We start from the raw sequence: 15,225 nt of genomic DNA on the forward strand, positions 1-15,225 counted from the left end.
CTTGCGCCATGAGCTTCATCTAGCTTTCTGTTGGTAGGGTGGGACCTTATCTACACCGTGCCTGAGCATATGAACACCATTAGCACAGCCTCTGAGGAGTCGTTTGACCCCCGTCACAACATCACGGCCAAAGAGCTGGACCGCGACCTGCTAAATCTCCATCTGCCGGAAATCGACCTGATTGCCACGGATGAAGAATGCGAGGCCATGTATCCGCCCGGCGTGTACAGACAGATGATGAAGCAGATTTTAGGGCAGAGCGAGGGGGAGCGGCAGGCCGACACCTGCTAATTAACCAACAGTAAATCTTCCAGGCGCGTTGTGAAAGCAGGGGAGCGCCAGTGGGCCTTGCCTTCCCAGGGTGGACGATTACCCCTGCCAGCCGGGGTGAAGGGGCCAGGTGCCGGAACTGCCGTAGCTACCCGCACCGTGCCTCTGCCGAAGCGCTCATTCAGGGCGTCAATGCTGGCCATCAAGCCCAGCCGCCTGGTGACCAGGGCCGGCTTTTGGGGTAGTACCAGCGGAGCCGTCGCAGGAGCAAATAAGTCCAGCTGTTGGCCAGTGCCGGGCGGCTCCAAGCCGTCGAGTACTACCCCCGCCTTATGGTAGGCTGTGCCGGGCTCCCAAATCCGACTGAGCAGCGCGCGGGCGTAGCCCAGCAGCACGGTTGTATCGGCCGTAGGCCCGGCGGGCAGGGTAAGCGTTGCGGAGCGCGAGAATGGTGGCAGCACATCGGCCGCGAAGCGGTTTTTGCTGATGTATACCGTTAGCACGTGGGTAGAATCGCCCTGAGCGCGCAGCTTTTCCGCCGTCCGCGACAGGAACGCGGCCACCGCGGCCAGCACATCGGAGAAGGCTGACAGCGGCCGGCCAAACGTGCGGGAGCAGCTGAGGCTTTGCCGGCTGAGCGTTCCGTCTTCGGACGGATGCAGTCCTGCGCAAGGCCGGCCCTGCAACTCCTGCACCAGCCGCGCCCCCATGACCCCGCCCAGGTACTTCCGGGCCCAGGCATCCGACACGCGGGCCAGGTCGGCCGCCGAGTCGATGCCCGCCGCCGTAAGCTTCTGGGCATACTGCCGGCCGATTCCCCATACGTCGCCCACCGCCACTTGCTTCAGGGCCCAGGCCCGGCGTTCGGCACTGTCGAGATATAGCACCCCATCCAGGTCCGGGCGTTTCTTAGCCAAGCGGTTGGCGAGCTTCGCCAGGGTTTTGGTCGGGGCCACTCCGACGCAGGTGGGAATGCCCGTACGGCGTTTCACATCGGTGCGCAGGGTCTGGGCGAGGTCATCCAGCCGGCCCAGGTAGGGTGTCAGGTGCCGCTCCAGGCCGTGTAGGTCCAGAAAGGCCTCATCGATGGAATAAATCTCCATGGCGGGCACCCGTTGCGCCAGGCAGTACATGACCCGCGCACTCATGGACCCATAGAGGGCATAGTTGCTGGAAAACACAGCGGTGTAGTTGGCCCGCAGCAACTCCCTGACTTCAAAGTAAGGCGCGCCCATCGGCACGCCGAGGGCCTTGACTTCCGCGCTCCGGCTTACGACGTTGCCATCGTTACTACTCAGGACCACCACGGGCCGCTTTTCGTAGCGCGGCTGGAAGACGCGCTCGCAGCTCACGTAGAAATTGTTGGCGTCGACGAGTCCGAACATACCTCGTTAGTTTAGTCGCGGGTTCGCAGTAAGGCGGCGAGCTTGCCCGGTACCAGCTCGTGCAGCACGTGCGTGACCACGCCCCAAATACTTACCTCATCAGTATCCCGAATCTGGTAGGGCGTAAAGGCGGGATTGGCCGGCATCAGCCACCAGCTACCCTTTTGGTAGACAAACTGCTTGACGGTGCATTCGCCCTCAACCACGGCGACTACAATGTGCCCATGGTCGGCTTCCATCTGCTTATCGACCGCCAGCAAGTCCCCGGTATGAATCTCAGCGCCGGCCATGCTCTCGCCCGATACCCGCACCAGGTACGTTGCGTCGGGGTGGCGTAGCAGTAGCCGGTTCAGGTCAAACAACTCGTCTTCAAGGTGGTCGGAGGCTGGAGAGGGAAAGCCAGCGGGTACCGTGCAGCTAAAAAGCGGTAGAAAGAAAGGGGTTTCGGTCGCTATTACCGGAATTAATTCAACGTCACGCATCGGCCTAAAAAGTAGAGGGAGGTCGCAAGTATACGTGACTGCCAGTAAAATTAGTTTTTAAAAGACTAAAATTAGTAGTATTATTGACGACTGTGCATATAAGATTGTATGGATAAAATTTCTTGCTACATCAACGTTGGGGCCCTTATTGGACTAATTGTTATTGATAGCCAATAGGTTGAAGCGAATTAATTAGCTGATTCTTTACCTTGCTGGTACTAGAAAACACTCGAAAGGCACCTTCACTTATCATAATCGACGTTATACCCACTATTGCAAAATATGCCTGGCTTAGTAGGCGTAACGCCACTCAAACCCAGCGCGGCAGCTAAGTAGAGGGAGACGTGGTAAAGGAATGCGTCATCGACTTCAGCTGTGAAAAAGAGGCGCCTAAAAGTTAAAATACCACATCAAAACGCCCGTCTGTGACGTGTAGCTGTTTACCGGTATACCGATTGGTGGCTACAAAATCGAAACGCCCAGCTAGAATGCGCTCGATAGAGTCATAGCGCGTAATCACGAGCTGGCCAGAGTCCGTGTCAAACTCATCAAAGTTGTTATTGTCATAATTAGCAATGGCTTGCGCGTGGCCTTTCCCTGGTTTAAACAGATAGGTTTTCCCGGTTTCGAACAGTAAACTGTCGGTGTGTAGCGCAACGCCATTCACCGCATGCCAGTCAGTGGCACCCAGATTGAGGTAATAGCCGCCCCGCCCTGTTCCCTTCACGTACTCTACCCCATCCAGGCCGGGCTTCCCCCTGCCATCTCGGGGTACAAAAACCTGCCCATCCACTTTACAGCCAAACGTGTACGCACCCGTGGTTGTTTCAGGAGGTAATTGGGGATTATAGTCGTCTTTTTTGCATTGGCTTAACGTTAGCAGCGACAGCGCTAGTAGTCTCAAGTGAGTATCTTTCATTGGCAGGAAAAAATGTGATGCTTACTAGGAGTAGTAACGTCGTAAAGTTATATACTTTGCTAGCATATAGGTGATACTCTTCTTGCTCCCACCTCACGTAGTGAGCAGAGTGTGGCTCCATGCGCCCCTCTCCTTCGCCGATGCTGACCACCAGCAGGTAGGTGAGCAGGAGCTAGTTCATACGGCCCCATACTTATCTAGGAGCTATGGTTCAACCAACGCTGGCACGGGCACTAGGACCACTAAAGTCGGGTTAGTTGCTACTGCCTATATATCCTTTATCTACAGCAAGATACCGTTTTACATAACTGTCGTTATAGGTCTCTATCAAGAAAGCAGAAGTTTTTCAAAGCTATTGCCTCCTCTACACGAACCTTTTGGTGACCTCGTTTACTTCTCCCTGCTATGAAAATCCCTCTCGCCGCGCTTAGCTGGTCGTTGGCAAGTGGTATCGCCAACTGCTGGAACGGCACACTGCCTGACCCCGGCACCTACACAATCCGACGACTACCCGCCGTGCCAGCACAAGCAGGGTGTATCGTGGTGGGCTCCGTCTTCGACCTAGTGACGAAGCACCCACTGAAAGTAGCGGTTGTCGCATTCAATAAAACAATCGTCACGACGGACACCCTGGGGCATTTTCGCTATGAATGCGCCGCGGGTACCTACGCAGTACATGGCGGTTTTATCGGTTTCTACCGCGTGGATATTCCCAAGCTTAAGCTTCGAGCAGGCGAGCAAGTCGAGCTTACCTTTTGGGTAGTGCAAGACCAGCGGCCCACTACTAACTAGGTGAAGGAGCCCTATTGGGATACCTTAAACGAACGTTCACGGCAGTCGAAAAGCCGCCCCGAAAGGTCATCCTGCAGAGTCCAGCTAAGGAGAGAGGGCCTTGTCACATTACTTAAACGAAGGCCCAGAAAGCGTGACAAACAATAATTAAAGAAGCCGCGCCACCCGGCACGAAAGTAAGTTGCGTTCTGAGTGCTTAAAGGCACTTTCTACCGAAAAAGGAGGCAAAAAGGGTGGCAAACGAGTCTTATTCTGCGAGGTATTTGGCAACGGTACTAGCCGAAATTCCCATGCTTTTACTGATGGCGTAGTTCGACATACCGCCCCCTTTGAGCCGGCGAATCTGCTCGATTTGCGCGGGACTCTTACCGGGCGTGCCGAGCTTGATGCCGGCGGCCTTCTTCTTGGCCAGCGCGGCCTTGGTGTTCTCCGATATCTTAAGCAGGTCCTGGGCGGCGATGGTGGCCAGCATCGAGACGATCACGTCGCCGAAGGGGCCTAACGAGTCGAGGTAGGATTCCGTGAAGGACTTGTAATTCACCCCGTGGTCTTTCAACTCCTTCAGGTAGCGCAAGGTGGTCAGCGCTCCCTCCCGGCTGAAGCGGTCCAGCCGCCAGAAGACGACCAAATCGAATTTCTGCTGGTACGCCTCCAACAGCAAGCGCTTGAATGCAGCCCGGTCAGCCTTGCCACCTGACTCCTGATCCGTGAATACGTGGTAGATGGTGCCGTGACGCTCGGCGAACTCGCGGAGTTGGTAGAGTTGGTTCTCCGTATCCTGACCTTTGTCTTTGGTGGATACCCGGGCATAGATGGCGACGCGCATGCCCAAAGGTCCTTCGCTACCGCCCTTATTGCCAACTCCCTGCCCATGAACAAGTCTGTTTTTATGGTTGCCAAAATGGATTGCCCGGCCGAAGAGCAGTTAATCCGTTTGCACTTCAGTGGCAACCCGGCCGTGGCCCAGCTGCAGTTCGACTTGGCTGGTCGCCAGCTCACCGTGCTGCATACCGGCGCGGTGGCTCCCCTCACGCAGGCTTTAGACCGGCTTAACCTAGGCAGTGCCCTGGTAGACACCACCCCGTCGATTGCCCCGACTTACGGGAGGAAGTGCCCCGCGACCGCCGTTTATTGTGGACGGTGCTCGGCATCAATGCCGGGTTCTTTGTCCTAGAGCTGGGAATGGGCTGGCTGGCCCGCTCCCTGGGCCTAGTGGCCGACTCGCTCGATATGCTGGCCGACGCCCTAGTCTATGCGCTCGCCCTCTATGCCGTGGGGCAGGCAGCCCGTACGCAACGGCGCGTCGCCCAAGCCGCCGGCTATCTGCAAGCGGCGCTCGCGCTCGGCGGTATAGGGGAGACCGTGCGCCGCTTTATGGCCCCCGCGCCAAGCCCGAACGTCGCGCTCATGGTAGGCATTGCCTGCTTGGCGCTGCTGGGCAACTGGGCCACGTTGCGGCTGCTCCAACGGGCCAGTACCGAGCAGGTCCACATTCAGGCCAGCCAGATTTTTACTTCCAACGATGTGCTGGTGAACCTGGGCGTGATGGGGGCCGCCGGGCTGGTGCAGCTCACTCATTCGCCCTGGCCCGACTTGCTCATTGGCCTGCTCGTGTTTGCCCTGGTTGGTCGGGGCGCTGGGCAAATCCTGGCCTTGGCAAAAGCCCCCACCTAATAGCCGCCAAAACCATCCAAAAAAGGGTGTCAAAAAACGTCCCCAAAAACGCTGATTTTTGGGGACGCTAGGGCGCTCTGCCGGATAGTCCAAAAAACGAGCCTTTTTTGGATGGCTTAGAGTTTAGGAAATTCACCGCCGACGTGTGTTTCCCAAACTTTGATTGGTGAACCAGTTTCTTAAACTCCGTTCGGTTCGCAGACTACACAAACCGGGCGCACAAGCTCGAAGAGGTAGCAGTTCAGTGAAAGGAGCCATACTTTAGGCGGATGAAACGACCGTACCAGCTTTTTGGGGTAGCACTGCTGCTACTCAACGCTTGCGCGGACCCGCACGAGAAACTGCCCACCACCCAAGGGGCAAACCCGCCGCCCCGCCCGCGGGTCGTCCGCCCGAGACGCCCACCGCGTGCGTTCGCACCTTTTTGACTTGGTATGAGCAGCACCAGGAACAACTCAATTCCCTGCCCGTGGTCCCTGCCGCAGTGGACGACGACACGACTCGGGTGTATGCGGTGGACTTTCAGGCGGTCGACCGCTACTTGCGCCTGTTGCAGAGTTGCCCCTCGGTATCGCCCGTGTACGTGCAGGCTCATCGTCACTTTTTCCGTCAATTCCAGGACTCGCTCCGCGCGCACCCGCAGACCGATGGCACCGTGATAGGCTTGGATTATGACCGCGTCCTCTTCACACAGGCAGGGGAAACGCAGACCCAGTTCGTACTCCGTAGCCAGCCGACGCGGGTAACGGTCGGCGCGGATACCGCCCAAGTCCTGTATCAGTGGAAGGAGGCGGAGATGAGCGATGGGCGCAACCTAGCTTTTAGCTTGGCCCGCCAGCAAGACCACTGGCTAATCACGGCCATTCGCCCAGTAGAGTAAGTCCAGGTAAGTTCACTTTAAGGGTGGGTCGGTGAACACGGCCCGTTCAAAAATAGGAGGGTATAATTGTGCTTCACTCGGGTCTGCGTAGACCGACGCCATGAAATCACGGAGCTTCGTTGACCGCCTGACGTTCACCCGGGTCGCTTCCTGGTCCGACCGCGGGTCTCACCGCCGCCGCTTGGCCCGCCACGGCTTGGCGGCAAAAAAGGTGTACTTGCTGGGGTATGCGGCCGCTTCCCCCGATACCGTCCAGCGCATCCGCCAGTGTGTGCAACGACAAAGCGCGGGGTGCTTGCGCGGGGTGTTTCGGGATTTGCCCCACAGCGCAGAATGGTGGTCCGAACCCCTCGGGCCGATGTGCGCCGTCTACTTCCTGGTAGAACCTGGCCACGCCCCGCAGTTGGTCGTTCTCAATTCCGCTCCGGAGTCGCCGGTATTGCTCCACGTGCCGGCGCAGGGGTTTCCTTTCCATTTCCTGTTCGGTAAAACCATCGTGAGCGAGGCCACTTAAGGCACCTAAAACACCTGCTGGAGTTGAAACGGGCGGTTTACGCAAACGGTCGTTTAACTGAACATGCTGGTCAGTATTGAACATATTGCTGGTTACCTGGCAGCATGATATGGGGCTCAGGAAGGCCAATTACTGGTAGTTGGTTGGAGAACGAATACTGCGTACTGCATGTAAGTACATTGTACGTACATTTGCTTTATGAACACGCGCCTGATTCGGGTCGGCAATTCCCAGGGTATTGTGCTGCCCAAGAAGTTACTGCAACAGTACCACCTCGCCGGCGAGGTCGACCTGCAGCCCACGCCGGAGGGCCTGCTTATCAAGCCAGTGGCGAAGCCCCGCCGCCAGGGGTGGGACGAGCGCTTTCAGCACGCGATTGCCCAGGGGCAGACCCCGGAGGGCGAGCTGCTGGAGGGATTCTCGGAGGAGGCCTTTGAGGAAACGGAATGGCAGTGGTAGCGGTGCAGCGCTTCGAGGTGTGGCTCATCAACCTCGACCCGACCCAGGGCAGCGAAATTAACAAGACTCGCCCCTGCGTGGTGCTCTCCCCCGACGAGATGAATCGCCACCTGCGCACGGTGACCATTGCCGCCCTGACCAGCACCCGGCGCGATTACCCCTCCCGGGTAGACTGCACTTTTCAGGGCAAGGAAGGCCAGGTAGCACTGGACCATATCCGCTCGGTGGATAAGACCCGCTTGGTGCGCCGCTTAGGCACCCTGTCTAAAGCCACGGCGCAAGCAGTATGTGAGCGGCTGCAGGAGCTTTTTCAGTATTAAGACCAGCTGGGCAATTCGTGAAGCAGGAAGCTCGTCTACGCTGGATGGTATAAGACCTTACTTGCAGCCCGAAAGGTACCCCTTGAGAGGCTCAGAAAGTGCCTCACGGGGCGGCTGGCTCAGAAAGTAAACCACAAGCGTCTTCCTTGCTCGTGGCAGGGGTTTCAGAAGCCGAAAAAGGGCGGGTCAGCAAGGTGCAGTGGCTGTTGCAGAACTCCTGGCCCTTTTTGCCCCCTGTTCCCAAGGTGCTGCTACTGAAGGTACTACGTGCGCCAAAAGGGCAAAAGCCGCTGCTCAGCCGGTGGCTTGGGCAGGGCGATGGCCAGGCGCAGTACCTGTTGAGACTGGTACTTGAGCAGTTTCTTGAGGTTGAAGGCGATGGCCGTGAGCAGCATCGTTTTATGCGCACTGCTACGCCCCGCGTGTTGACCCGGCGCAAACCGTAGTGCTGCAGTAAGCTGCCAAAAACGGGCTCCACCGTGCGCTGCCGCAGCCGACGCATGCGCCGGCCTGGCCGACTTTGCTGCCGGGCCAGCGCCCGGCGGTAGTGCGCGTCGTAGGCCGTGCGCGTAAGCGTGCGCTTCGTACTCTTTGGGGCACAGGTGGGCTTGCGCGGGCAGCGTCGACAATCGCGGCTGGAGGCACTGTAGCGCTTCGAGAGCCGGCCATCCGGGTCGGAGTCGAAACACTTAAAGGGCAATCGCTTGCCCGCTGGGCACGTAAAGCAATCGGCTTCTTTATCGTAGGCGAAGCCCTCAATTTCGAGCTTGTACCTACCGAAAACGGGAATCCAGGGGGTAATGCCGCGGGCTTCGAGCAGGGCGTAGTTCACTCCGTTCGAGTAGTTGGTATCGGCCGCTACCTCCCGCACCGGCAGCTCTTGCGCAAGTAGGCGCTGCTGAAGCGGCGCGACGATGCTCGGCAGTAACGTGCTATCGCGCTGGTCGGCGAAGTCCGCCTGGATGTGACTGATAACGCCGTGCCCCTCATCCACGGCCATGCTGCACAGGTAATTGAGTGCCCGTGCTTTACCCGGTTTGACCGAAATACGTGCGTCGGGGTCGGCTGGGCTGTAATGCGTCTTATTGCTCAGCAGGCGCGCTTGGGGACGGCTGCGGCCCAATGGACCGCTATCGTTGCGCACGTAACGGGCGTGGGCAGTGGCAACCCGGCGTAGCTGGTGCGCCGGGCTGGAGACCGGTACGGCCGACTGGGCAACGGGAGTATCCGAGGCTAGTTCGCCGCTCACGTGCAGAACGGAGGTAGGTGCGTCGGCGGGCTGCTTCTCGCACAAGCTCTCTAGCGAGGCGTTGGCCTTGACGAAGGCCGAGTCCACGGCCTGGGTATAGCCCGTGACCAGGCCAGCGGCTACGCACTGGGCAAAGACGTGCTCGAACAGGTGCTCGAAGACAGCGGCCGGATACAACTGGCGCGTGCGGCTAATGGTCGAGTGCCAGGGCAGGTCCTCGTCCACCTCGTAGCCCAGAAAATAGAGGATATCGAGCCGCAGGCTGCAGTGCTCCATCAGGCGGCGGTCGCTGACTAGGTTTTCCAGTCGGCTGACCAGCATCAACTTAAAGAAGACGACGGGGTCGAGCGAGGGCTGGCCCGTGTGGCTGTAGAAGGGCTGCGTCTGCGCATAGAGAAAGTCCCAGGTGAGCAGCTCACCCAAGCGGCGATACAGATTCTGTTTGGGTACGCGCTCCGACAACTGGAAGCGCAGCACGACTTTGTCGATGAATTGTTTGTGGCCCTGCATAAGCCCAAGATACCGTTGGCCAAGCACCTACTTCTGCAACAGCCACCGCACCTTGCTGGGCCGCTATCGCGCCAACAGTTGGTGGGTGCTAAACACTGTTAAAACCTGCGAGTGCTAACCCTGATAGGACCATTCCACTCAGCAAGACCGAGCGGCAGAGCGCTACCGGCATATTCTCGCGCCTAGTGCTCTCGCCCCGTAGAGTAGCTTTTCCGTTCGCGCGTGTCGGCCCAGGGTCACTCTCAACTTAATAAGTCGCGGACGGAAAGACCGCTTACTCCCACCCAAATACTATATAATAGCCGGGCTTTTTGCGGCCTCAGCAGCTCGCCCCGGCGCACTTGGCTAGTAAAACAGGGCTCTCAGCTAGTGGGGGCGATAATAACATATTTATGTCATAGCGCCGTGCTAGTGTAAGCTCGACCTTTGCAGATATCTAGCCGAAAAGCGCCTAGCTGGTTGGTTTAGTCCGCTTAGGCTTTCACTAGGTCTTCATTTCCCCTTCTATTTGTTGATGAAATACACGTTACACCTAGCCCCTGGGAGGCCTACCTTTTTTCGGCTGCTGGCACTGCTGCTGGTGCTACTGCCCGGCTGGCGGCGGCCCAGAGGCCAACCATCACAAGCTTCACCCCACAACCGGACCCATCGGTACCAGCGTCACTATTACGGGCACCAACCTTTCCGGAGCCAGCAGCGTGAGTTTCCATGGCACGGCTCAAACTACGTTCACCAGTAACAGCGCCACGCAGCTGGTGCTGAATGTGCCGGCCGGGGCCACCACGGGCCCCCTCACCGTGACCACGCCCAGCGGCACCAGCGCGGCCAGTAGCAACTTTGTGGTCCCATTTGCCATCACCAGCCTGACGCCGGCCCGCAACTCTCGCACCGCGGCGCTCACTACTACCGTGGCGGTGGGCTTTGCGCAAAACATTGCCCCGGCTACGGCCGGCAACATCAAGGTGTTTTCGGCGCGGGCCGGCGGCCGCAAGGTCGGCACCTACAGCACCAGTGCCAATACCGTCACCTTCGCACCTACCAGCCCTTTTAAGGCGGGCGAAACAGTATTTACCAGCATCCCGGCTTCGGTGCAGAGCACCAGCGGCGGGGTTGGGGGCCGTACGTCTACCAGTTCACCACGGCCGTGGCCGGGCCGGGCCGGGGTGCCTTCGCCCAGAGCTCCGAACTCGCTGGCATTGGTAAGTCGTACTGTGTGGCCCTGGGCGACCTCGACGGCGACGGCGACCTGGACCTAGTGGCGGGTGCTAGCAGCACCGTGGCGGTGTTGTTCAATGATGGCACCGGAACCTTTACCGGTATGCAAACGGTGGCGGTGGGGGCATATTTGCAGTGGCGTTGGCCGACATAGACAGCGACGGCGACCTCGACCTGCTGGCTGGTAGTAGTGGCGGCGTGGCGGTGCGGCTCAATAATGGCAGCGGCGCGTTTAGTGGCACGCAAACCGTGACCTTACCTACTTCCTGGACGATTGTGATGGCCGACGTGGACGGCGACGGCGACCTGGACCTGACTTCCGCCAGCCAGAGTGGTAAGGTAAGCATTCGCCTCAACGACGGCAGCGGCACGTTTTCGGGCGGTTCTGACGTGACTATCGGCGGTACGGTGCAAGGCTTGGCGCTGGGCGACCTGGACGGGGATGGCGACCTGGACTTTGTCGCGAGCGTCCACGCTACCACTGGTACGGTGGCCGTGCGCTTCAACAATGGCAGCGGTAGCTTTAGCGGGAGTACCAGCGTCAGCGTGGGCAGTAATCCTAACGGCATGACGCTGGGGACGTGGATGGCGACGGCGACCTGGACCTGCTCACGGCCAACCAAGCTGCCACCGGCTCGGTGAGCGTACGGCTCAACGATGGCAGCGGGGCTTTCGCGGGCGGGGCCGACGTGCCGACGGGGGATAATGCGTGCATGGTGGCGCTGGGAGACCTTGACGCCGACGGCGACCTCGACCTGATGGCCCCCAGCCAGAGCAGTGTGGTGAGCGTGCGGTTCAATGACGGCAGTGGGGCTTTCTCCGGCGGTTCCGACGTGCCCGTTACCAGCAGCCCGCAAGGCGTAGCAGTAGGCGACCTAGACGGGGACGGGGACCTCGACCTGGCCGTGCCCAACACGGGCAGCACTACGGTGAGTATCCGCCTGAACCAGCTGCTTCCCCCCACGCTCACCACCATCAGCCCCACGCCCGGCGTGCGCGGCCAGGCTGTGACCGTGACGGGCACCAATCTGAACAATGTGACCGGCGTGAGCGTGAACGGGGTGGACGCCAGCGCGGCTAGCTTCGTGAACAACAACGCCACTAGCCTCACCTTCCAGGTGCCGGCCACAGCCGGCGCCAGTGGCACGACCAGCGTGACCACAGCCGGCGGCACGGCCACTACCAACACCTTCACCACCGTGGCGGCTACTCCGCCCGGCAACGCATTGGCCTTTGACGGCGTGGACGACTACGTGCCCTTTGGCAGCACGCCGGCCGTGAACAACCTGGGACTCGGCTCCTTCTCGATGGAAGCTTGGGTCTATTACGACGGCGGCAACGGAGCCGAATCGATTATCCGGAAGGACGGCGACTACAACCTCTATCTTAACGGCAACACCCTGCACGCCGAGGTATGGACCGGTGGCATGGGCAACCCGGCCTGGCAGCGCATCGATGCCAGCACCACCGCGCTGCCCGCCAACCGTTGGGCGCACGTGGCGGCCGTGTGGAACGGTAGCACCATGCAGCTGTACATCAACGGCGCGCTCGAAGCCAGCACTACCACCAGCAGCAGCATCTCCGCCTCGGCTACCCTGACGCTAGGCAAGTCGCAAGTCTACGGCAACCTGCTCAATGGCCGCCTCGACGAGGTGCGCATTTATACGGCGGCGTTGAGCCAGGCCCAGGTGCAGGCTGACATGCGTAGCACGGCTTCCGTCCTGCCGGCCAGTCTGAAATTCTACCTCAGCTTCGACCAGGGCACGGGCGGCAGTACCAACACGGGTCAGACCACCCTCTACGACCAAAGTGCCAACGCCTACGCTGGTACGCTCACCAACTTTGCCCTCACCGGCAGTTCCTCCAACTACGTAGAGAGCTACGCCCTAGTAGTGCCCACCGCCACGGCCGCCACAGGTCAGACCGCCAGCAGCTTCACGGCCAACTGGACGCCCCCAGCCATAGGCACCGTCGATAACGGTTACCGTCTCGACGTGTCGACCTCCAGCACCTTCGCCTCCTCCATTACCGGCTCGCCATTCACCGTAAGTAGCGGGACTAGCCAGGCTGTGACCGGCCTGAGCGCGGGCACCACGTACTACTACCGCGTGCGGGCCGATAAAACCTCGGTCACGGGGCAAGGCGGTAATTCTAACACCATTCAGGTCTGCCCGCCCCGGTGGCTATTGCCCAGAATGCCAGCGTGACGTTGGACGTGAATGGCAATGCCTCCCTGGCGGCCACCGCTGTCAACAACGGCAGCACCGCCAACTGCGGCCCGGCCCTAGCCGGTGCTTTAAGCGTATTGCCCAGCAGCTTCAGCTGCACCGATGCCGTGCCGCCCACCGTGGCCAGCGCCCTGAGTTTGAACGGTAGCGGCCAGTACCTGACCGTGGCGCCCGGCAATAGCCTGCCTATCGGCAACAGTTCTTACACGCTTGAAGCCTGGATTAAGCCCACAGCCATGGGACCTACTGTATCATCGGCTGGGGCACCTACGGCACCGGCCCACAGGTGAATGCCCTGCGCCTATTTAACGACTTCCGCGGTATCGGCCTCGAGAACTACTGGTGGGGTCCAGACCTGGTGACCACGACTGCGGACCTGAGCGGCAGCTGGCATCACGTGGCCGCCACCTACGACGCTGTGGCCAACACGCGTACACTCTACCTCGACGGCGCGGCTATCAGTTCGGACCACCCCGGCGCCCACGCCGTGCCCAACGCTAACAATGTGACCATCGGTACCACCAACGGCAACGAGTACTTCAACGGCAGTATCGACGAAGTACGGGTCTGGAACGTAGCCCGCACCCAGGCCCAGCTTAGTACCGCCAAAGGCATCGGCCTGCCCGGCAGCACCACCGGTCTAGTGGCCTACTACCGCCTTAACGAAGGCAGTGGTACATTCGCCAACGATGCTACGGGCAACGCCGCCAACCTGGCTACGCTCGTCAACAACCCCAACTGGACCACTAACGCAGCCCCTGTTACCAATGGCGCGCCCGTAACGTTGACCGTGACCGATGCGGGCGGCAATACGGCCACCGCCTCGGCTATCGTCACGGTAAGCGTACCGGCTACGCCCACCACCACTTGGACCGGCAGCCTGAACACGAGCCCGCTCGCCTGCCAGAACTGGAGCTACGGCCAAGTGCCCGACGCGGCTACCAACGCCGTGATTCCGGCCAGCCAGTCCCGCTACCCCACTGTGAGTGCAGGAACGCTAGCTATCAAAGACCTGACGATTACGAGCGGCGGTAGCTTGACGGTGAATAGTGGGACCACGCTGCAAGTGAACGGCAACCTGACCAACAACGGCACGGCCACCCTTTCAGGCTTCGTGCAATTCGTGGGCAGCGCCGCTACCCAGACGCTGGGCGGCAGCACCAGCACGCCCTTTACTACCTTGGTAGTGAACAAGCCCAGCGGCACGGTGCAACTAGGGCAGAATCTACCCATCAATTCAGCCCTGACACTCGTCAGCGGCACGCTCACCACGACTAGCGCTTATCAGGTAAACATGGGCGGCTCGGCCATGCTCAGCGAGTCCGACGCTAGCTATGTGCTGGGTAACGTGGTGGTCAACCGGACGCTGACCCCGGGCACAGCCGAGTCCTTTGCCGGCCTTGGCCTGCAGCTGACGCCCGCTGCGGGCAGCCCGGCCCCTGGGGCGACACTCGTTACGCGCACCACTGGCGTAGCCTTGACGGGCGTAGGCACCAGCCAGAGCATTCTGCGCTACTTCACTATCACGCCTGCGACTAATACGGGGCTGAATGTGCAGCTCGACTTTACCTACTTCCCCACGAACTCAACGCCATCCCCGCCGCCAACCTGCGCTTGTTTAAGTCTACGACGAGCACGAGCGGCCCCTGGACTGCGCAGAGCCTGTCGGCCGTGAACGGCACGACCCTAACCAAGACCGGCATTACGGATTTCTCCATCTGGACGCTGGGCAACGCGGCCAACCCGCTGCCGGTGGAGCTGACTTCCTTCACGGCTACCACCGCGGGTAGCGCGGCCGTACGCCTGGCCTGGGCCACGGCCAGCGAGGTAAACAGCGCCCGCTTTGAGGTCGAGCGTAGCCAAGATGGAACGGCGTTTGCAAAGATCAACGAGGTAGCCGCTGCAGGCACCAGTGCGACGGCCCATGCCTATGCGCTGACCGACGCCATGCTGCCCCTGGGAGCACGCACGCTCTACTACCGCCTGCGCCAGGTGGACCTAGACGGCACGGCCAGCTTCTCGCCCGTGCATAGTGTCGCGCTGCTAACCAAGTCTGAGGCAGGCGTAGCGCTGTTCCCCAACCCGACCCACGTGGGTACAGCTACGCTCACGGGCGCCGTGCCGGGCACGACCGTGCGCGTGTTCGATGCGCTGGGCCGCCTCGTCACGGCAGAGGTGGCTGATGCGTCGGGCACGGCGGCGCTGGCGCTACCAGCCGGCCTGAGTGCGGGCGTGTACGTGGTGCGCGCGGGCACCCAGGCCCTGCGCCTGGTGGTGAAGTAAGGGGCATTCGGCGGCCGGGCGGTGTGGTGACCGACAAGGAAAAAC

Annotated in this window: 20 protein-coding genes; 15 read left to right on the forward strand and 5 right to left on the reverse strand. The window is 60.2% G+C overall.

What is annotated here, in order from left to right; genetic code table 11:
* Positions 1–30 precede the first annotated feature (30 nt).
* Entirely contained in the window at positions 31–291 is a 261-nt protein-coding gene (locus tag GKZ67_RS21645) for a hypothetical protein (protein ID WP_173247646.1), read from the forward strand.
* Here GKZ67_RS21645 and GKZ67_RS21650 read toward each other — a convergent pair.
* From GKZ67_RS21650 to GKZ67_RS21660, 3 genes are all read right to left on the reverse strand, one after another.
* The gene (locus tag GKZ67_RS21650; RefSeq protein WP_173247648.1) at positions 288–1,655 is read right to left on the reverse strand and encodes a Y-family DNA polymerase; all 1,368 of its coding nucleotides are present in this window, start codon (positions 1,653–1,655) and stop codon (positions 288–290) included. The genes GKZ67_RS21645 and GKZ67_RS21650 overlap by 4 nt on opposite strands.
* Before the next feature lie 11 nt (positions 1,656–1,666).
* On the reverse strand, positions 1,667–2,137 hold the full coding sequence (locus tag GKZ67_RS21655; RefSeq protein ID WP_173247651.1) for a LexA family protein: 471 nt from the start codon (positions 2,135–2,137) through the stop codon (positions 1,667–1,669).
* Positions 2,138–2,534: 397 nt separating this feature from the next.
* Positions 2,535–3,056 (reverse strand): hypothetical protein, encoded by a 522-nt coding sequence (locus tag GKZ67_RS21660; protein ID WP_173247654.1) that lies wholly within the window; start codon positions 3,054–3,056, stop codon positions 2,535–2,537.
* Between the two features lie 405 nt (positions 3,057–3,461).
* On the opposite strand from GKZ67_RS21660, the gene GKZ67_RS21665 reads away from it, so the two are divergent.
* Complete coding sequence (locus GKZ67_RS21665; RefSeq protein ID WP_173247657.1) at positions 3,462–3,848, forward strand: hypothetical protein; 387 nt, start codon at positions 3,462–3,464, stop codon at positions 3,846–3,848.
* A gap of 247 nt (positions 3,849–4,095) precedes the next feature.
* Here the strand turns inward: GKZ67_RS21665 and GKZ67_RS21670 are convergent, their stop codons facing one another.
* The gene (locus tag GKZ67_RS21670; RefSeq protein ID WP_173247660.1) at positions 4,096–4,674 is read right to left on the reverse strand and encodes a recombinase family protein; all 579 of its coding nucleotides are present in this window, start codon (positions 4,672–4,674) and stop codon (positions 4,096–4,098) included.
* Positions 4,675–4,719: 45 nt separating this feature from the next.
* Here GKZ67_RS21670 and GKZ67_RS24070 point away from each other — a divergent pair, with 45 nt between their 5' ends.
* From GKZ67_RS24070 to GKZ67_RS21700, 6 genes are all read left to right on the forward strand, one after another.
* Complete coding sequence (locus GKZ67_RS24070; RefSeq protein ID WP_173247663.1) at positions 4,720–5,022, forward strand: hypothetical protein; 303 nt, start codon at positions 4,720–4,722, stop codon at positions 5,020–5,022.
* Complete coding sequence (locus GKZ67_RS21680) at positions 4,959–5,522, forward strand: cation transporter (protein ID WP_173247666.1); 564 nt, start codon at positions 4,959–4,961, stop codon at positions 5,520–5,522. Before GKZ67_RS24070 ends, GKZ67_RS21680 begins: the two co-directional genes overlap by 64 nt.
* Before the next feature lie 550 nt (positions 5,523–6,072).
* On the forward strand, positions 6,073–6,402 hold the full coding sequence (locus tag GKZ67_RS21685; RefSeq protein ID WP_173247669.1) for a hypothetical protein: 330 nt from the start codon (positions 6,073–6,075) through the stop codon (positions 6,400–6,402).
* A gap of 358 nt (positions 6,403–6,760) precedes the next feature.
* Positions 6,761–6,916: a hypothetical protein gene (locus GKZ67_RS21690; RefSeq protein ID WP_173247672.1), complete on the forward strand. Its 156-nt coding sequence runs from the start codon at positions 6,761–6,763 to the stop codon at positions 6,914–6,916.
* 198 nt (positions 6,917–7,114) lie between these two features.
* On the forward strand, positions 7,115–7,375 hold the full coding sequence (locus GKZ67_RS21695; protein WP_173247525.1) for an AbrB/MazE/SpoVT family DNA-binding domain-containing protein: 261 nt from the start codon (positions 7,115–7,117) through the stop codon (positions 7,373–7,375).
* A complete protein-coding gene (locus GKZ67_RS21700; protein ID WP_173247523.1) occupies positions 7,363–7,695 on the forward strand; it encodes a type II toxin-antitoxin system PemK/MazF family toxin in 333 nt (110 codons plus the stop codon). The genes GKZ67_RS21695 and GKZ67_RS21700 overlap by 13 nt, the downstream gene beginning before the upstream one ends.
* A 103-nt stretch (positions 7,696–7,798) precedes the next feature.
* Here the strand turns inward: GKZ67_RS21700 and GKZ67_RS21705 are convergent, their stop codons facing one another.
* Positions 7,799–9,454, reverse strand: a complete 1,656-nt coding sequence (locus tag GKZ67_RS21705) for an IS1182 family transposase (RefSeq protein ID WP_173247675.1) — start codon at positions 9,452–9,454, stop codon at positions 7,799–7,801.
* Positions 9,455–10,119: 665 nt separating this feature from the next.
* Between GKZ67_RS21705 and GKZ67_RS21710 the strand changes: the two genes are divergently transcribed.
* Genes GKZ67_RS21710 through GKZ67_RS21740 form a run of 7 tightly spaced genes read left to right on the forward strand, consistent with a single transcriptional unit; the run spans position 10,120 to position 15,180 of the window.
* On the forward strand, positions 10,120–10,710 hold the full coding sequence (locus GKZ67_RS21710; RefSeq protein WP_254245320.1) for an Ig-like domain-containing protein: 591 nt from the start codon (positions 10,120–10,122) through the stop codon (positions 10,708–10,710).
* Complete coding sequence (locus GKZ67_RS25440) at positions 10,650–10,823, forward strand: FG-GAP-like repeat-containing protein (RefSeq protein ID WP_410505102.1); 174 nt, start codon at positions 10,650–10,652, stop codon at positions 10,821–10,823. Before GKZ67_RS21710 ends, GKZ67_RS25440 begins: the two co-directional genes overlap by 61 nt.
* Complete coding sequence (locus GKZ67_RS21720) at positions 10,811–11,311, forward strand: FG-GAP repeat domain-containing protein (protein ID WP_173247684.1); 501 nt, start codon at positions 10,811–10,813, stop codon at positions 11,309–11,311. Before GKZ67_RS25440 ends, GKZ67_RS21720 begins: the two co-directional genes overlap by 13 nt.
* Positions 11,251–12,876, forward strand: coding sequence for a LamG-like jellyroll fold domain-containing protein (locus tag GKZ67_RS21725; RefSeq protein WP_173247687.1), 1,626 nt, complete (start codon positions 11,251–11,253; stop codon positions 12,874–12,876). Before GKZ67_RS21720 ends, GKZ67_RS21725 begins: the two co-directional genes overlap by 61 nt.
* Positions 12,849–13,187 carry a hypothetical protein gene (locus GKZ67_RS21730; RefSeq protein ID WP_173247691.1) on the forward strand — a complete coding sequence of 113 codons (339 nt, stop codon included), beginning with the start codon at positions 12,849–12,851 and terminating at the stop codon, positions 13,185–13,187. Before GKZ67_RS21725 ends, GKZ67_RS21730 begins: the two co-directional genes overlap by 28 nt.
* The gene (locus GKZ67_RS21735) at positions 13,184–14,572 is read left to right on the forward strand and encodes a LamG domain-containing protein (protein ID WP_173247694.1); all 1,389 of its coding nucleotides are present in this window, start codon (positions 13,184–13,186) and stop codon (positions 14,570–14,572) included. The genes GKZ67_RS21730 and GKZ67_RS21735 overlap by 4 nt, the downstream gene beginning before the upstream one ends.
* On the forward strand, positions 14,512–15,180 hold the full coding sequence (locus GKZ67_RS21740) for a T9SS type A sorting domain-containing protein (protein ID WP_173247697.1): 669 nt from the start codon (positions 14,512–14,514) through the stop codon (positions 15,178–15,180). The genes GKZ67_RS21735 and GKZ67_RS21740 overlap by 61 nt, the downstream gene beginning before the upstream one ends.
* Positions 15,181–15,225 lie beyond the last annotated feature (45 nt).

This window comes from Hymenobacter sp. BRD67 (genome assembly GCF_013256425.1).
Lineage (GTDB): Bacteria > Bacteroidota > Bacteroidia > Cytophagales > Hymenobacteraceae > Hymenobacter.